Here is a 16,830-nt window from a genome sequence, read left to right as displayed (position 1 = left end):
AGTATTTATGGAACATTATAGTCAATTTGGGCTTGCCATAACGCAGGCCCTATCTTTTCAATTTTACATTACCATGCCCCCATCTACGTTAAATACTTGTCCAGTAATATAGGCAGCAGCAGGATCAGTGGCCAAAAAGCATACCATTCCTGCAATTTCTTCCGGCTTGCCAAATCTCCCTAAGGGAATGTATTGCAGGATTCCCTCTGCCTTGATTTCACTGGTCATGTCCGTTTGGATAAAACCTGGGGCAATTGCATTGACCGTAATACCACGGGATGCTAATTCTTTAGCAACGGTCTTGGTAAAGCCTATTACCCCTGCCTTGGCCGCACTGTAGTTGGCCTGCCCCGCATTGCCCATTTGCCCCGCTACAGAAGATATGTTAATTATTCTCCCCGATCGCTGCTTGAGCATAATCTTGCTCACAGCTTTTGTGCATAAAAATACACCCGTCAGGTTTAGATCTATTACTGCTTGCCAGTCTTCTAACTTCATCCGCAGCAATAGTGTGTCACGGGTAATACCCGCATTGTTTACCAACAGATCAATTCGGTTGAACGTTTCTAAGGTCTTGTTCACCATGTCTTCTACCTGATCCGCTTGGGAAACATCCGCCTGCAGGGCGATCGCTTCTCCCCCTAATGCTATAATCTCAGATACTACTTTCTCCGCAGAAGCACTGGAGCTAGCATAGTTAACTACTATTTTAGCTCCTTTCTCTGCCAGTTGGAGGGCGATCGCCCGGCCGATACCTCTCGATGCTCCTGTAACAATTGCAATTTGATCTTTTACTGATGTCATTGGGTGTTTTTGAATATTGATTAATTGCCGTATTCAGAACCACTAAGTAGGCGTTCTGGCTACAGCTATAATATTAACCAAGTTCAGCAACCTTTTTGGCTAGCTTTGCTTGCCTTTCATGTTGTCCGGTAACTTTTTCTGTGCGAGACCCACTCCCGGTGCTTCGTTTAGCCAGCGCTAACAACAAATAGACAATTAACAAGTATCCGGAAGCTAAAATAAATATCATCATAGGCACGTTCTCATAATTCATTTTTAAACCATCCCAACCCCCAAAGAAACATAAAGCTAGAACCTCTGCTCCTCTACTAGCAATCAAGTATTTTCTTCATTGTTTGTCAGCAGAAAACAGCTCTGTCCCTTAAATGTCAACAGCAACCGTTACCAGTTACAGACCTTATTAGCCCTTTTTCGCTGAAACCATGTCATCTAAGTGGGAAAAATACCTCCCCATGTCAAAATCGTCGGAATAAACTTCCTGATTTCGCGGACAACGAATTATTTTGTACTCACAGACACCATGAGCAAAATTACCTACTGGTGAGGAATTTTTTCTCGGAAGTGAATATCTCAAAAATTTAAAATTTCTAGGTTCTAGTCTAACATGAGGAAATAAAATTTGTGCAAAATTTTGAGTTTATTTTTCAGTTATGACCATAGCCACCTGCAGGGGGTCAAGGTCAGCCAGAACGCCAGTCTCACCTTTATCCATTCTTTCATTCCTTAGAATTACGGGTCAAGCCATACTTACAAGTGTAGTTTGAATTTTTGCCGACCCTGCACAGATAAACGAGTTTATAAACTAATAAAAAAGTTAAAATATAGTCGACCAAGTTTAATTTTATCAAGTTCTAACTTTAAACAACATAAATAAAAGCAAATGGTAAACAAGGATACAAAAAACCAGGAAAAGTAACAATTGTGGTCAACTATTAACCGATAACTTTGCGTCCTTGATGGTTTATCTTAAAATGAGTAAAGAATATGTAAACTTTCGTAACTAAAGTCAGAGTCCGCCCATCCATGACCTCAGCCACCTTCCTGTTTACCCCTGTGGAAGCAGACCTGCGAATACTAGCAGATAACCTGACACAGCTAGTTGGAAATCGCCACCCCATTCTCTATGCAGCAGCCGAACATTTATTCGGTGCTGGGGGTAAGCGTATCAGACCAGCCATTGTTTTATTAATATCGCGGGCTACAACGCTAGAAGAAGACATCTCCCTAGGTCACAGACGATTGGCTGAAATTACAGAGATGATTCATACAGCCAGTTTAGTTCATGATGACGTAGTGGATGAATCACATATACGTAGAGGAGTGCCTACGGTTCATAGTTTGTTTGGCAATCGCATTGCAGTGTTAGCTGGAGATTTTCTCTTTGCCCAATCTTCCTGGTACTTGGCCAATCTGGATAACCTAGAGGTAGTGAAACTGCTTTCAGAAGTAATCATGGATTTAGCAGCTGGAGAGATTCAGCAAGGGTTAAATCGCTTTGATACCAGTCTGTCGATAGAAACTTACCTAAAAAAGAGTTATTACAAAACGGCTTCATTGATTGCCAACAGTGCTAAAGCCGCCGGAATTTTGAGTAACGTATCCCCAGAAAGTGCTAACAACCTATATAATTATGGTAAGGATCTAGGTTTAGCCTTTCAAATAGTAGATGATATTTTAGATTTCACTGGTTCTATGGACACTTTGGGTAAACCAGCTGCATCGGATCTCAGAAGTGGTAATCTAACTGCACCGGTTTTATTTGCCCTGGAGGAGCAACCATCTCTGGAAATACTGAAAATACTAATTGAAAGGGAGTTTGCTCAAGAAGGGGATTTAGAACAAGCTGTGAAGTTAATTTCCGACAGTCAAGGGATACCCAAGGCCAGAGAATTAGCGGCCCACCATGCCAAGTTAGCAAGGCAACATATTACAGACTTGGAACCTTCTGAATCAAAGCAAGCATTAATTAACATGACAGATTACGTGCTAAGTCGTCTATACTAAGCAATTTTGGATTTTAGCTGGGAGACTGGGATTCCCGGTTTTTATAGTGGCCACCTGAAAGGGAGCAAGCTAGAACGCCTACCCAGTCTCAATTTCACTATTGCTCAGGCTATGTTTGTGGGGGGAACTTGCCCAGTGGGTAGGTGTGGTTGTAGGGTCTGTTGAATCATATCTTCCAGATCTGCACGCCTTACTTCAATAGCGTTGGTGTTAGTTCCAGGGGTTTCCATAAAAACTATGCTATCCACTGGTGTTATTGCCAACAGTTGAAATAAAATATCAATTATAGGTATGGGTTTAGCCATTACCTTGGGGTTCATTCCTATATGTGATGAGCGAATGGCATCGTTTAGTCTAGGAAAGGCGTAAATTACCTGCTTTTTCAATTCCGGATTGGATCTGTTGCACAACGTAGTTGAAACCCAAGATCCCTCAGAACTTTGAAGGATGTAGTATCGGGGGTGTCGAAGATTTTCTGCAGCCACCCTTAAAACTGGCGCGATGGTCGCCACAAGTTTTGGTGTCATGCCATCTTTCGGCGCATTCTTAATCAATAATTGAATTTGTTTTTCTAAATTTGTCATAATTTTTAAAGTTAGGAGTATGAATTCAACGGTAACATTAATTAATAAAGGGGATGGATCTATTGGAGTAGAGGTGATAGAAGTAATATTTGAATTTCTTCTAAGGGAACTCCAGCAGTGCACCAAATCGACAGAAAAAAACTGTCGCAATATAGCAGTGCGAATTGCCAGTGAAGTAATGAGAATTTGCAACGAAAGCAAACGCATTCAATCGTCTGGAGAAATAGAAAGCTCTGCCACCACCCTGGCCCGATACAGACTCCAACAGTGCTTGCACTATTACCAACTGGGTTCTCATAAAGGTAGGATAGAACTGCACAGCACCCTAAGTTCAATTGTATATAGATATATTAACCTACCCCAAAGGCAATTGAGCTACCAAGGGAGAATGATTGCTATAGAGGACTTCCTGCAAAGTTTTTATTTGGAGTCTCTAAACGCCTTTCGCCGCGAGAATCAGCAACCACCTGACTATCGTCCTCAAACCCTCCTAGAGTTAGCAGAATATATGGCATTTACCGAACGGTATGCTAAACGTCGGATTCCATTACCCGGACGCCAGCAACAATTGATAATTTTAAGAGCACAGACATTCTCGCAACAGCAATCGCTAGAAATTAGTGTGGATATTGAACAAGCTACCCAAGCAAGTGGTGGTGAATCTGATCGTTCTTGGGACGAGCCCATATTAACCCAATTGCGAGCTGCTATAGCTATACAACCAGAGTCAGAAATTGAAGAAGGTAGTTTGCGCTCCCTGGTGATTACTGAGTTAATGAGCTATTTTGAGCAAAAACAACAATTGGACTGTGCTGAGTATTTTTCCCTGCGACTTCAGGAATTTTCCACCCAGGAGATTGAATCAATTTTGGGCTTGACTCCACGCCAACGAGATTACTTGCAGCAGCGATTCAAGTATCATCTAATGCGATTCTCTCTTTTGCATCGCTGGGAACTAGTACATGAATGGCTAGAAGCGTCACTGCCAACTAACTTAGGTTTAACACCCCATGAGTGGGAAATATATATGCGTAATTTAGATGAAAAGGATAAATATTTACTAGATTTAAAACACCAAGGAGAAACTGACCAAGCAATAGCTAAAAATTTGGGATTATCTATGGCCCAGCTCCAAAAACGGTGGTTTAAAATTTTAGAAAAAGCATGGGAAATTCGCAATTCATTGTCCGGATCCAGTCCATCTGCTTATGAATAAGGACTTACAACTCATACAATACTGGTATCAAAGTCACTTTTTGGCAAATTGTGTCAAAGCGGCAAGAATCTCTCAGTGGAGTGTGGGAGAATTTATCGGGTAGAAGACCCCCTGTGAAAAAGTTGCTACTTAGTAAAGTAGTAAGCCATCATTAAGGGGAAAACCCCAACCTTTTCAATTAGGAGAAATTCCTACTGTGCAAGAACGTTTTCAAGTCGTCCTCAAGCGGCGATTACAACTCGAAATCCAAAACCGCCCACCTTTATTTCCTTGGGAAAGTCAATTAGTAGAGTATCCAGAATTTGTCGAAGATCCCGGGATTGCTTTAATTCCCGCCTGGGGGTGGTTGGCACAGCAATCTCAACTTAGTTTACCAATTCCCCTACCGGATAAGGTTTTTCAACACTTGGTAGACAGGTGTCTATCACTAGTAACATCTTGCATCCCATTGGGTCCTAAATTGATACAGGCAGTGGCAGATATGTTTCCAGATGAGGATCAGTTAATTAGCGACTTAGCTGGATTAGTACTCAGAAGCTCCTACAGATCCGTAAGCACTTTGGAAACCCTACCTAGTATTGACAAAGACTATTTTAAGTTGCAACCGCGTCAACAAATGGCTTTGTCATTGATAGCTGCTAAACAGTTGTTAGAAAGTCTAACTTTGTCTATTTCCCTTTCTAACCCAGTAGTAGAACAACAGTGGCAAAGTTACGGTGGTACTCTAACTGTTCAAGCACAACTCCTTTCCCTGGGTGCCACGATGAAGTTATGTGTTTATGGTGAGTTACCAACTCCAGCAACTTTCACAATTCAAGGGAATGGCACATCGGTAACTGCCGTCTCTAAGGAAGGTCACAAGGCTAGTTTAGAATTAAACTGTCCCCGTGCCAACCAAACTTGTGTCCTCACAGTTGAATTTCCACAGGCGGAAACTCAGCCTTTGTTATTAGCAATTAATGTGACCGTATAGTTTGAGAGAATTTACTTGGCTTCCCCGGTTTAGAAAAACGGGGAAGCTTAAACCTATTAGTTAGCTAAGTAAGCTAGTAATTAGGCTTCATCCAAAGCTGCAATACCGGGTAGAACCTTACCTTCCAATAATTCCAAACTAGCACCGCCACCAGTGGAAATGTGGCTCATTTGGTCAGCTAAACCAACTTTTTCTACAGCAGCTACAGAGTCACCACCACCAATAATCGTTGTGGCACCAGTTTTACCAATTTCTGCTAAAGTCTGGGCGATCGCTTCAGTACCGACGGCAAACTTGTCAAATTCAAACACGCCCATAGGTCCATTCCAGATAACGGTTTTGCAATCAGCTAGAGCTGCTTGAAAAACTTTAACCGACTCAGGTCCAATATCTAAACCCATACGGTCATCAGGGATATGGTCAATGGAAACAGTGACAGCATCAGCATCAGGTGCGAATTTATCAGCTGCAACAATATCCGTAGGTAACAGCAAAGTCACACCACGTTTCGCTGCTTCTTTCTCTAAAGAACTGGCTAGTTCCAATTTGTCCTGTTCTACCAAGGACTTGCCCACATTTAGTCCCCGTGCCTTGTAGAAGGTAAAAATCATCCCTCCGCCAATAATCAACTTATCGCACTTTTCTAATAGGGTTTCAATGACACCGATTTTGCTAGAAACCTTAGACCCACCAATAATGGCTACCAAAGGACGTTGAGGAGCCTCAATAGCACCCTGTAGGTATTGTAACTCCTTTTCAACCAAGTAACCAGCCACGGAAGGACTTAAATACTTAGTTACACCTTCAGTGGAAGCATGGGCCCGGTGAGCAGTACCAAAAGCATCATTAACATAGAAATCAGCATTAGCGGCTAATTGGCGGGCAAATTCTGGATCATTGTTTTCCTCTTCTTTATAGAAGCGGACATTTTCTAGCAATAGCACTTGTCCTTTTTCTAAAGCTGCTACCTGGGCGGTGACATCATCACCAATACAGTCATCAGTTTTGATCACCTCTTGTCCCAAAAGTTCAGAAAGACGTTTGGCAACGGGAGTGAGACGTAACTTCTCATCCACACCCTTGGGGCGACCAAAGTGGCTGGCTAAAATCACCTTAGCTCCCTTGCTGATTAAATCTTGAATGGTAGGGAGGGCAGCCCGAATGCGAGTGTCATCGGTAATATTCCCCTGATTATCCACAGGTACGTTAAAATCAACTCGTACCAAGGCGCGTTTGTCAGAAATATCGGCAGCAGATAAACTTGCTAAACTTTTTTTTGACATGGCCAAACTCTCCTGATTCTGTTTTTGTTATTGTTTTGAAAGTATCACAATCCAGATTTTACCGGACTAAGGGGTATGGAGATAATTTATGTTTAAAACTGTTCTATTTCCCATTGATGGCAGTCGAGAAGCGCGAGAAGCTGTGGACATAGTTGTCAATCTTGTCCAGCAGTATAATAGCCGCCTAATAATTCTATCAGTGGTGGAAGAAGTATCATCGGAGGAAACGAATGACACAGCAATGGCATCTCCAGAGTTGGTTGCCGGACTTTTACAGGAGGCCCAGAGTTTATTTTTTAACCATGGTATTAATCCAGAAGTGTTAGAAAAGCAGGGGAAAGCAGCTTTTACAATTTGTGATGTAGCAGATGAAGTAGGAGCAAATTTGATTGTAATGGGTTGTCGAGGTTTAGGTCTTACCCAAGAAGGAGCCAATGACAGTGTGACCACAAGAGTCATCAACCTCTCACCCTGTCCAGTTCTGGTTATCCCCTAGGGCCTGAATTGTAGATTTTGGATTTTTACCATGAAGCCTTCTCCCATTCTTGTAGGCTAAAATGTAGGTTAAGATAGAAGAAACTTCAAGCTACCACATACATTCGCTCAGTTGAATACAAGTAAAATGGGATTCTTTGACTCTGAGATAGTGCAACAAGAAGCCAAGCAGCTATTTGAAGATTATCAGGCACTAATTCAGCTTGGTAATAACTACGGCAAATTTGACCGTGAAGGCAAAAAGCTGTTTATTGAACAAATGGAAAACATGATGGACCGTTACCGCATCTTTATGAAGCGGTTCGAGTTATCAGAGGATTTCATGGCACAAATGACAGTAGAGCAACTAAAAACCCAGCTCAATCAATTTGGTGTGACCCCACAGCAAATGTTTGAGCAAATGCATCTGACTCTGGAGCGCATGAAAACTGAGCTAGAAAAACAGGTGTAGATTGTCAATAGTTAACAATTCCCGCTCATTAATGTCTACCCAAACCTACCCAGATATTAACAATTTGGGTAGGTGGGGTGAGCGTGCATGACTCCGCCATAAAAAAGAGTTACCTACCATCAGGTAAGGTTGGCTACGAAAGACAGGTCATGACACCTACAAATTAACTCCAGTTTGTAGCTCTGTCGGTAACTTCAACAAAAGGCGAGACATCTTAGAAAGCCCTCTGAACTACCATGACAAGCCTGTTTTTCATTGTCGAGGAACACATTACTAAGGACTGGTCAAACCGACCAAATTAAACAAGGAATGTCTAGCTATGTCCAGAAATTGTCGAACAGCAGCCAACCCTAATTTGACTTAGGACGGGGAAACTGGGAAGGTGATTTAAAATTCTCCACTGGCACGTTTTCTAGGGCTTGCACCATAAAATCACGCCAGATAGGGGCAACCATTCCACCACCAGTGGCACCACTGGATAATTGCAGGTTATCATCCCTTCCCACCCACACTGCTGTTGTCAGTTGTGGCACCGTGCCTACATACCAAATGTCTTTTTCTGAGGATGTTGTTCCCGTTTTACCTGCTGATGGCCTACCCAATGCTGCTCCTTTACCTGTACCGCTGGTTACTACTGACTGCATAATATCTATGGTAGCCGCTGATGCCCAAGAATCCAGAACTCTTTGGGGTTTGGGTGTATTATCTAGTATAACATTACCGCTACTATCAGTAATGCGTACTATTACTGTAGCCGGGGACTGCCATCCATAATTAGCAAAGGTAGCGTAGGCACTAGCCATCTCTAGTGGTGTAACCCCAATTGCACCAAGAGGTAACGATGTTACTGGCTCCATAGGACTCGTAATACCCAAAGTCCGACAGGTTTCCACTACCTTATTCATGCCTATGCTTTTGCCAAGTTTAATTACAGGAATGTTACGGGACTGGGCCAAGGCGGTGCGAATAGACATTGCACCACTAAAACCACCATCATAGTTTCTCGGATAGTACCAACCATTGCCATCTCGATAACTCACAGGAGCATCCAATATGGTGCTATCCGGTGTGTACTTACCCGTAGCAAAGGCTGCATAGTAAACAAAAGGTTTAAAAGAAGAACCAGGTTGTCTCTGAGCCTGAGTTGCGCGATTAAACTCACTTGCTTTTGCATCTACGCCACCGACTAAAGCTTTGACAAAGTGTGTACGTGGATCTATAGCAACTAAAGCAATTTGGTTTTTCCGCAGTCCCTTGCTAAGTAAATCTTGGTGCCATCTACTTACAGTAGATTCTGCCATGATTTGGAACTTGGCATCAACAGTAGTTTGCACACGCATACCCCCTTTAAGCAGTGCATCTCGACCGAACCTTCTGGCCAATTCCTGGGCCACAGTGTTGCTAATATAGGGTAGAGCACTACCTTGAAAAGACCTAATTCGACCTAATGTAATTTTTTCATTAATTGCTTGGTCATATTCTTTGGGGGTAATCCAATCCAGTTCACGCATTCTACCCAAAACTTCTCTTTGTTTTTGTTTAGCCTTTTTCATGCTTACAAAAGGACTAAATTCTTCTGGAGCTTGAATTAAGCCAGCCATCATTGCTGACTCACCCAGGGTTAAAAGTTCTGCGGATTTGTTAAAATAGGTACGAGCTGCTGTTTGGGCACCATAGTTATTGTGACCCCAATACACCTGATTGAGGTACATTTCCAAAATTTCATTTTTCTCTAGAATTTGTTCTAGACGAATGGCTAAGACTGCTTCTGCTAGTTTACGAGTAAATGCTCGTTTGTGGGACAAAAACAAGTTTTTGACCAACTGCATGGTGATAGTAGAGCCACCTTCTTTTACCCCGCCAGCTACTAAGTTAACTACCAGAGCTCTTCCCACACCGGAGGGATTAATTCCATGGTGACTGTAAAAGTGACCATCTTCACTAGCAAGTACGGCACGTTTAAGATTAGGGGAAATCCTGTCTAGGGGTACAACTTGACGGTTAGCTTCACCATGAATACTGGCTAAAAGCTTACCCTTAATATCATATATGAAGGTAGTTTCTGTAGGAGAGAAACTGCGTAACTGTCTAACATCTGGTAAATTGCGGAAACTAATAGCCAATCCCACCAGGGATCCGGCTATTATAGAGCTTGATAGCAAGGTAACAGATAGTAGGGTTGCACCAGCTACTTGACCTACTCCTTTAAAAAATTCAAAGCCAGGTGAAACCTGCTCTTGGGAGTTTTTGTTGGTAAAAATTCTAGAAGACACGACGTTTTTACTTCCTCACTAATAAATTTAAATGTAATTGATGGAATGGAAAAAAAAGGTTAATTTTTTGCAATTATAGTAGTTTGGCACAATAGAAAATGACTAATTTGCCAGTAGATACCAATCTATGGCAGTTCCAGAACGCCTATCCAGTGTTCATTAGACTCTGTTTACAGCGTTCTGGCTAAAGCTATAATTTCTAGCGTGCTGTAGTCAATAGAGAACAGAAGTGTTATATGGCTAAAGATTTCTCCTGGTTGTATCGTGGCGTGGCGGAAATTTTTCCCCAATCCCATGATACTGATAGTGAAACTGAAAGTTTGGAAAAGCGTTTATTAAATGCTGACCATCCTTTGCGAATTAAATTGGGTATTGATCCTACCGGTGCGGATATTCATCTAGGTCATAGTATCCCAGTCAGAAAATTGCGGGCTTTTCAAGATGCTGGTCACACTGCGGTTTTGATTATCGGTGATTTTACTGCTAGAATTGGCGACCCAACAGGTAAGTCAGATGTGCGTCGTCAACTGACAGAAGAGGATGTGTCACAAAATGCCCAAACCTATCTTGAACAGGTAAGACCAATTTTAGACTTTGACACACCTGGGAGATTAGAGGTACATTATAATTCTCAGTGGCTCTCTGGTTTAGATTTAGCCAAAATCTTAGAGTTGCTTTCCACCATGACAGTGGGTCAGATGCTGGCTAAGGAGGGTTTTGCCGAACGTTATAAAAAAGAGAATCCTATTTTCCTTCATGAGTTCCTCTATCCTTTAATGCAGGGTTTTGATTCGGTGGCTATTAGATCTGATGTGGAATTGGGCGGTACTGATCAGAAGTTTAACATTGCAGTAGGTCGGGATTTACAACGGCATTTTGGTTTACGTCCTCAGTTTGGTTTACTATTGCCCATTTTAATTGGAACTGATGGTATTCAAAAAATGTCTAAGTCCCTGGGCAATTATGTGGGGTTATCGGAACATCCCTCCCAAAAGTACCAGAAACTACAAGGTGTTCCGGATCATTTGCTGACTCAGTATTTTGAATTACTCACGGATTTACCCTTAGACACTTTGCCAGATAATCCACGAGACCGCCAACAGTTCTTAGCTTGGGAAATTGTCCGCCAATATCATGGTGAAATCCAGGCTAATCAGGCTCAGGAGGCGGCAAAAAGTAAGGGGAAGGAAGGTGTATTACCGGAGTTTTCTTTGGCTAATATCACTCAATTCCCTGCCAAATTAGCTCATATTCTCTCAGCTTCCGGTTTGTGCAAAAGCACAGGGGAAGGTAAAAGAAAAATTCAAGAGGGTGGTGTGCGCTTGGATGGTGAAAAGATTACCGATGTGGATTTGACCTTTTTTGGTCCCGGAGATTTATCTGGTAAAGTTTTACAAGTAGGTAAAAAGAACTTTGTTCGTATTGTTCCATAGTTATCCATCCTCATAAATCACAAGTAAATGTCCATAATTGCCAGTGAACGGATTATTGTTCCCTTAGATGTGCCAAATTTAGACCAGGCGATCGCATTAATAGAATTGCTACCAGATGTGTCCTTTTGGAAGGTTGGTTTAGAATTATTTACCAGCGTTGGTCCAAGGATTCTGGACGTTTTAAAATCCCGCCAGAAGCGAGTTTTCCTAGATTTAAAGTTTCACGACATTCCTAATACAGTAGGGAGTGCTTGTCGTATTGCTGGTACTTATGGGGTGGATTTGTTGACAATTCACGCAACTTGTGGTAAGGATTGTCTTAGGGGGGCGATGGACGCATTGTTCCAGGGAGCAGCAACTGGTGGTACTGCACCACCAAAATTAATTGCCATTACCTTGTTGACTAGCATTTCAGCACGAGATTTAGCTTTTGACTTAAAAATTCCCTTGGAATTGCCCGAATTCGCATTACAAATGGCACTCTTGGCTGAAAATGCTGGTTTAGATGGGGTAGTTTGTTCTCCCCAGGAGGTAGCACAACTGCGGGAAAGTTGTCGACCAGATTTTTTGTTGGTTTGTCCTGGAGTACGCCCCGTATGGGCAAATAAAAACGACCAAAAACGTGCTTTGTCTCCTGTGCAAGCTTTACAATATGGTGCTGACTATTTAGTAATTGGCAGACCTATCACTGCTGCTACTAATCCGTTGAGCGCCTGGGAAAAGATATGTGAGGAACTAGGTTCAATTCAAAATCTATCATCTACTACCTGAGAAAGTTCGTCTATGAACTCTTGAGAAATCCCCGGTTTTCTAAACCGGAGGAGCTTAATGACTAAACCATTGATGATTTGTGATTATTGGGAAGGTATCTGATTGTGAATAGACTATTTCTCCTACCTTATTCCTTTTATTACTGCCTATTTGTTTTTTTATCTCCTACTTACGCTAAAAATACTGCTTATGAACCCATAAATTACCCATCCAAAACCAAATTTGCCACTTCTTGTTCTCAACAGAGTTGGGAAAATTTAACTACTCGGTTAATGCTTGATTTACCTAGTTATGCCAATCGGGTGACTCAACGTTCTCGTCGTCTTGGTCTGAGCGTTGATCTTTATCCCTATGTTATGGTAGCGGGTAGATCTGAGTTTAAATCTTTACCTTTAAATCCTAATATTAATACGGACTCTAGTTATGTATCCAAAGGTGTGGAACAGCTATTTTTTACCACATTAGAACGACAATATAGCAAGGGAAAATCAATAGAGTTACAACAGTTCCACTGGTTATTTGTAACTAAAACTCCATCTGGTTGGCGAGTGGTAATGATGTTTAGCCAAGCAGGTGACTATCCATTAAAATCAGTTATATCCCCACCTAGAAATAGTAGTAATGGAGTTATTGCGCAAGCTGTTAAATTGTGGTTACGAGACTGTCAAGCAGGAAGTTTAAGAAGTTAACTAATGTTAGATTGTTAATATATTTTGCGATCGCCCAAAAATCCTGAACCAAGAACAGAATTTAGCTAGTTTTAGTTTTTTATGAGCAATCAAGAACGGATAGATAACATGGAAAACCAACTGATTGATATTAGATTAGCTGTGAGCGCACTTCTAGAAACATCTGTTATATATCAGCGCAATTTTGAAGTGATGCAGCGTAACTTTGACAATGTGGTTGTAGAAATGAGACAGATGCAATCAGAAATTAGAGAGATGCAATCAGAAGTAAGAGAAATACAACTAGATGTGAGGGGTTTACAAACTGAAAATCGTCGCATTTTAGATATTCTCCAAAATCTTCCACCTGGGGGAAATTATGAGTAATCAAGAACGGATGGATAGCATGGAAAACCAACTGATTGATATTAGATTAGCTGTGAGCGCACTTCTAGAAACAGTGGCTATACATCAGCGCAACTTTGAGGTGATGCAGCGTAACTTCGACAGTGTGGTTATAGAAATGAGAGAGATGCAATCAGAAATTAGGGAGATGCAATCAGAAATTAGAGAGATGCAATCAGAAGTAAGAGAAATACAACTAGATGTGAGGGGTTTACAAACTGAAAATCGTCGCATTTTAGATATTCTCCAAAATCTTCCACCTGGGGGAAATTATGAGTAATCAAGAACGGATGGATAGCATGGAAAACCAACTGATTGATATTAGACTAGCTGTGAGCGCACTTCTAGAAACAGTGGCTATACATCAGCGTAATTTTGAAGTAATGCAGCGTAACTTTGACAGTATGGTTACAGAAATGAGAGAGATACAGTTAGAAATTAGAGAAATGCGATCAGACACTAGAGAAATGCAATCAGAAATTAGAGAGATGCAATCAGAAGTAAGAGAAATACAACTAGATGTGAGGGGTTTACAAACTGAAAATCGTCGCATTTTAGATATTCTCCAAAATCTTCCACCCGGGGGAAGTTATGAGTAATCAAGAACGGATAAATAACATGGAAAACCAACTGATTGATATTAGATTAGCTGTGAGCGCACTTCTAGAAACAGTGGCTATACATCAGCGTAATTTTGAAGTAATGCAGCGTAACTTTGATAGTGTGGTTACAGAAATGAGAGAGATGCAATCAGAAATTAGAGAGATACAATCAGAAGTAAGAGAAATACAACTGGATGTGAGGGGTTTACAAACTGAAAACCGCCGCATTTTAGATATTCTGCAAAATCTTCCACCACAAACGGATGGATAACAAACCAACTAATTGATATTAGATTAGCAGTAAGTGGGCTCATAGAATATGCAAAACTGCTTTACCAGGAAAACTTCTTTCCATCAACTTTTGTGCTATGTTGGCAACTTCGTTCCATGACGCTTCTATCTCAATATGGGGACGTAATTGGGCAGATTCCACTAGCTCCAACAACCATTTTAACCCTATAGCCGCTGGTTCTTGTTTCAATTCATGAAATACTATTAACCCATATATACTCGCACCACCAAGAGCATAAAGATTGCCTGCGTTAAAGGTTACTTCCCTTCCCCCAGTAGCTCCAAATACCACAGCTGTTCCATTAGAGTCCAGAAAATTGAGAGCTTGACCAAGAATATTACCACCTACAGAATCTACAATCAAGTGATAGGGTCCGTATACTTGAGCAGATGAAATATCCTCACCAATGACCACGTGACGAGATCCCGCTTGTTTGACTACAGATTCATATTTAGATTGTCGTAGATGTGTAACTACTTTTGCTCCGCTTAATCGAGCCAGCTGAATGGCAAAGTTACCAACTCCACCAGATGCACCAGTAATTAACACGGATTTATTCAGTAGAAAACCACCTTTTTTCATGATATGGTAAGCTGTTAGACCTGCTATCGGTAGGGTAGCAGCTTGGGTAAATGATACAAAGTGTGGTAATTCGGCCAGAGAATGGGTGGGTACTGGGACTAACTCTCCCCATGCACCACTGGGAACATAACCTACTACCCGTGTTCCCACAGCAGGACCAGAACCATCAGCAGCGGATTTTTCTACAGTACCAGCTAAATCCCAACCAGGACGCCAACCAGGGGTAGCTGTACTAGCACGTCTGATTTCACCGCGATTTAATGAAGTTGATGCAACTCTGATCAAAGCTTCATTCACAGTGGGTGTGGGTGCTGGGACTTCTTTTATTGTTAAGCGCCCTGGTATGTTAGGGTCAACTACAATGGCACGCATTCTATCACTCATGTTCTTATCAACTTAGTTTGAAATTGTAACTTGAAATTGGTTGATTGATAGAAAAAATTCGGTTTCTCCAGCAATTATAAATTTGGAATGTAGTTTAAGCTACAGAATATAGGTATAGAGAGCCTTGCTCATACTGAATAAATACATTATCATGATATTTGTTAGGTTTTGTTCCTTTCATTTCCCGGCAATTTATTTGGTATTCCTTCACAACCACCAGGTATGGTAGTTCTGGATTTCTCTCCACACCAAGCACAACAGTAGTAACGGGTTGATTCTGACATTCTTTGCACACCAGTAAAATCCACGTTCTCTACCACTGCTCCTGTATGCTCCCCTGTTTGATAGTTAGGAGGTTCAGTACGACTACGAGGTGAAGCTTGCTCTGCTGATCCATAGAACAACCGTGTTCCATTAAAATCTGCTTGGCTCATATTTGCCTCATATAGTATGGCACGAGATAGATTAGCCTTGACTAAGTCGCAACCACTCAGGTTAGAATGAACTAAATTCACTTCCGTTAAATCGGTCCAACGTAAATCAGTATTCGATAAATCAGAACCCGCTAACATTACTCCTAAATCTATAACCCGGGTTCCATATAATCTGTCTTCAGCATAACCACCCATACCATCAAGAATGGGTCTACCTAGACGACGGTCACGTTGTAAAGGAGTGAGGAGTTTAGAGCGAGAAAGAAATCTGAGTATTTTGGCTTTTCCACTAGCATCTACACTACTAAGAATTGCAGAGGTGCGCCCTTCAGCGATCGCTCTTTCTTGAGGCCAATCTTCTAATAATCCCTCCTCATCTAAGACCAAATCAGAAATTCCTTGAAAGTAGGAATCTATGGTTTGTTGTTGGGTAATAATATTTTGTTGAATAGTTAGTAAATTTTGTTGAATAGTTAGGTCTTTGGAAATTATATATTGTCTCCAGGCCACATAAACTGCAATTATAGCTATAAAAATTTGACCTAAAGCTCCAAACCAATCCGCTACGCTTCCTAAAACATCCCAATTAATTTTCCCAGTCTCCTTGATGATAACATTACCTAAACCAAAGAATTTTAAGCTGCCAACAATGGCAAAGGTAAGGGTAATAAAACCCAGGAAAATCTTCTGATCTTGTGGAGAAACCCACTCTTTAATAATTGCTCTTAACCAGGGTAAAAGTAGTTTTGTGCATAGGAAAATAGTCAATATGGTACTGATAACACCCAGAAAATTATTATTAATGGTTGTACTGATAATAGTTAAGGCGATCGCCAGGAGGGTAAAGATAAAATCTTGAGAATTAGCACCAGAAGTTAGGGTAGTGTTGTGGGAGAAAATAGAGGTAGACTTTTTGAGAAGATTGGTATATTTTGGGGATTGCAAGAAAGAAATAGCAGCGGGGAGTTGTTGAGCAAATAAATGTTCAGATACCAGCGTATTTTCACCCGCTTTACCATCAAAATCATCTGGGTGTAATTGATGATCTGGCAGATGGGCACCTGATAAACTGTGAGAATCAGGACTTGAATTGGGACTTGAATTAGACTCCACACTCATTACTTGCTCAAACCTCGGAAAATATTAGATGGTAAATATATAGGAGATACTAAATAG

19 protein-coding genes are annotated in these 16,830 nt (G+C 41.3%); 12 read left to right on the top strand and 7 right to left on the bottom strand.

Annotated elements, in window-relative coordinates:
- Window positions 1-63: 63 nt before the first annotated feature.
- Window positions 64-804, bottom strand: a complete 741-nt coding sequence (gene fabG / locus IAR63_RS04890) for a 3-oxoacyl-[acyl-carrier-protein] reductase (protein WP_187706796.1) — start codon at window positions 802-804, stop codon at window positions 64-66.
- Window positions 805-877: 73 nt separating this feature from the next.
- Window positions 878-1,057, bottom strand: coding sequence for a hypothetical protein (locus IAR63_RS04885; RefSeq protein ID WP_187707362.1), 180 nt, complete (start codon window positions 1,055-1,057; stop codon window positions 878-880).
- A 770-nt stretch (window positions 1,058-1,827) separates the two neighbouring features.
- Between IAR63_RS04885 and sds the strand changes: the two genes are divergently transcribed.
- Window positions 1,828-2,808, top strand: coding sequence for a solanesyl diphosphate synthase (gene sds / locus IAR63_RS04880; protein ID WP_187706795.1), 981 nt, complete (start codon window positions 1,828-1,830; stop codon window positions 2,806-2,808).
- Window positions 2,809-2,912: 104 nt separating this feature from the next.
- Here the strand turns inward: sds and IAR63_RS04875 are convergent, their stop codons facing one another.
- Window positions 2,913-3,392, bottom strand: a complete 480-nt coding sequence (locus tag IAR63_RS04875; RefSeq protein WP_187706794.1) for a hypothetical protein — start codon at window positions 3,390-3,392, stop codon at window positions 2,913-2,915.
- A 19-nt stretch (window positions 3,393-3,411) separates the two neighbouring features.
- Here IAR63_RS04875 and hetZ point away from each other — a divergent pair, with 19 nt between their 5' ends.
- Both hetZ and IAR63_RS04865 read left to right on the top strand, forming a co-directional pair.
- The gene (gene hetZ, locus IAR63_RS04870; RefSeq protein WP_187706793.1) at window positions 3,412-4,608 is read left to right on the top strand and encodes a heterocyst differentiation protein HetZ; all 1,197 of its coding nucleotides are present in this window, start codon (window positions 3,412-3,414) and stop codon (window positions 4,606-4,608) included.
- Between the two features lie 196 nt (window positions 4,609-4,804).
- Complete coding sequence (locus IAR63_RS04865) at window positions 4,805-5,581, top strand: PatU (protein ID WP_187706792.1); 777 nt, start codon at window positions 4,805-4,807, stop codon at window positions 5,579-5,581.
- Between the two features lie 80 nt (window positions 5,582-5,661).
- Here IAR63_RS04865 and IAR63_RS04860 read toward each other — a convergent pair whose 3' ends face one another.
- The gene (locus IAR63_RS04860; protein WP_187706791.1) at window positions 5,662-6,864 is read right to left on the bottom strand and encodes a phosphoglycerate kinase; all 1,203 of its coding nucleotides are present in this window, start codon (window positions 6,862-6,864) and stop codon (window positions 5,662-5,664) included.
- An 88-nt stretch (window positions 6,865-6,952) separates the two neighbouring features.
- On the opposite strand from IAR63_RS04860, the gene IAR63_RS04855 reads away from it, so the two are divergent.
- Together IAR63_RS04855 and IAR63_RS04850 are read left to right on the top strand one after the other, a co-directional pair.
- A complete protein-coding gene (locus IAR63_RS04855; protein ID WP_187706790.1) occupies window positions 6,953-7,360 on the top strand; it encodes a universal stress protein in 408 nt (135 codons plus the stop codon).
- A gap of 126 nt (window positions 7,361-7,486) precedes the next feature.
- A complete protein-coding gene (locus IAR63_RS04850) occupies window positions 7,487-7,810 on the top strand; it encodes a DUF1825 family protein (RefSeq protein WP_009343452.1) in 324 nt (107 codons plus the stop codon).
- A gap of 350 nt (window positions 7,811-8,160) precedes the next feature.
- On the opposite strand, the gene IAR63_RS04845 is transcribed toward IAR63_RS04850, so the two are convergent.
- Complete coding sequence (locus IAR63_RS04845) at window positions 8,161-10,083, bottom strand: transglycosylase domain-containing protein (protein WP_187706789.1); 1,923 nt, start codon at window positions 10,081-10,083, stop codon at window positions 8,161-8,163.
- A 236-nt stretch (window positions 10,084-10,319) separates the two neighbouring features.
- Here IAR63_RS04845 and tyrS point away from each other — a divergent pair, with 236 nt between their 5' ends.
- The 7 genes from tyrS (at window position 10,320) to IAR63_RS04810 (ending at window position 14,233) form a co-directional block, all read left to right on the top strand.
- On the top strand, window positions 10,320-11,516 hold the full coding sequence (tyrS, locus tag IAR63_RS04840) for a tyrosine--tRNA ligase (RefSeq protein WP_187706788.1): 1,197 nt from the start codon (window positions 10,320-10,322) through the stop codon (window positions 11,514-11,516).
- A gap of 27 nt (window positions 11,517-11,543) precedes the next feature.
- Window positions 11,544-12,287 (top strand): orotidine-5'-phosphate decarboxylase, encoded by a 744-nt coding sequence (pyrF, locus tag IAR63_RS04835; RefSeq protein WP_407927147.1) that lies wholly within the window; start codon window positions 11,544-11,546, stop codon window positions 12,285-12,287.
- A gap of 104 nt (window positions 12,288-12,391) precedes the next feature.
- Entirely contained in the window at window positions 12,392-12,976 is a 585-nt protein-coding gene (locus IAR63_RS04830) for a protein kinase family protein (protein WP_187706787.1), read from the top strand.
- Between the two features lie 81 nt (window positions 12,977-13,057).
- On the top strand, window positions 13,058-13,342 hold the full coding sequence (locus tag IAR63_RS04825) for a hypothetical protein (protein WP_187706786.1): 285 nt from the start codon (window positions 13,058-13,060) through the stop codon (window positions 13,340-13,342).
- Entirely contained in the window at window positions 13,335-13,640 is a 306-nt protein-coding gene (locus IAR63_RS04820) for a hypothetical protein (RefSeq protein WP_057178071.1), read from the top strand. The genes IAR63_RS04825 and IAR63_RS04820 overlap by 8 nt, the downstream gene beginning before the upstream one ends.
- Window positions 13,633-13,959, top strand: coding sequence for a hypothetical protein (locus tag IAR63_RS04815; RefSeq protein WP_115538979.1), 327 nt, complete (start codon window positions 13,633-13,635; stop codon window positions 13,957-13,959). Before IAR63_RS04820 ends, IAR63_RS04815 begins: the two co-directional genes overlap by 8 nt.
- Window positions 13,952-14,233 carry a hypothetical protein gene (locus IAR63_RS04810; protein ID WP_187706785.1) on the top strand — a complete coding sequence of 94 codons (282 nt, stop codon included), beginning with the start codon at window positions 13,952-13,954 and terminating at the stop codon, window positions 14,231-14,233. Before IAR63_RS04815 ends, IAR63_RS04810 begins: the two co-directional genes overlap by 8 nt.
- A gap of 39 nt (window positions 14,234-14,272) precedes the next feature.
- Here the strand turns inward: IAR63_RS04810 and IAR63_RS04805 are convergent, their stop codons facing one another.
- Both IAR63_RS04805 and IAR63_RS04800 read right to left on the bottom strand, forming a co-directional pair.
- Window positions 14,273-15,220, bottom strand: a complete 948-nt coding sequence (locus IAR63_RS04805) for a zinc-binding dehydrogenase (protein ID WP_187706784.1) — start codon at window positions 15,218-15,220, stop codon at window positions 14,273-14,275.
- 161 nt (window positions 15,221-15,381) lie between these two features.
- On the bottom strand, window positions 15,382-16,773 hold the full coding sequence (locus tag IAR63_RS04800; RefSeq protein WP_187706783.1) for a pentapeptide repeat-containing protein: 1,392 nt from the start codon (window positions 16,771-16,773) through the stop codon (window positions 15,382-15,384).
- Window positions 16,774-16,830: the final 57 nt, after the last annotated feature.

The organism is Cylindrospermopsis curvispora GIHE-G1, assembly GCF_014489415.1.
Taxonomy (GTDB): Bacteria; Cyanobacteriota; Cyanobacteriia; order Cyanobacteriales; family Nostocaceae; genus Raphidiopsis; species Raphidiopsis curvispora_A.
Note: the sequence above shows the minus strand (reverse complement) of the source record. Positions and strands in the feature narration are given on the sequence as shown.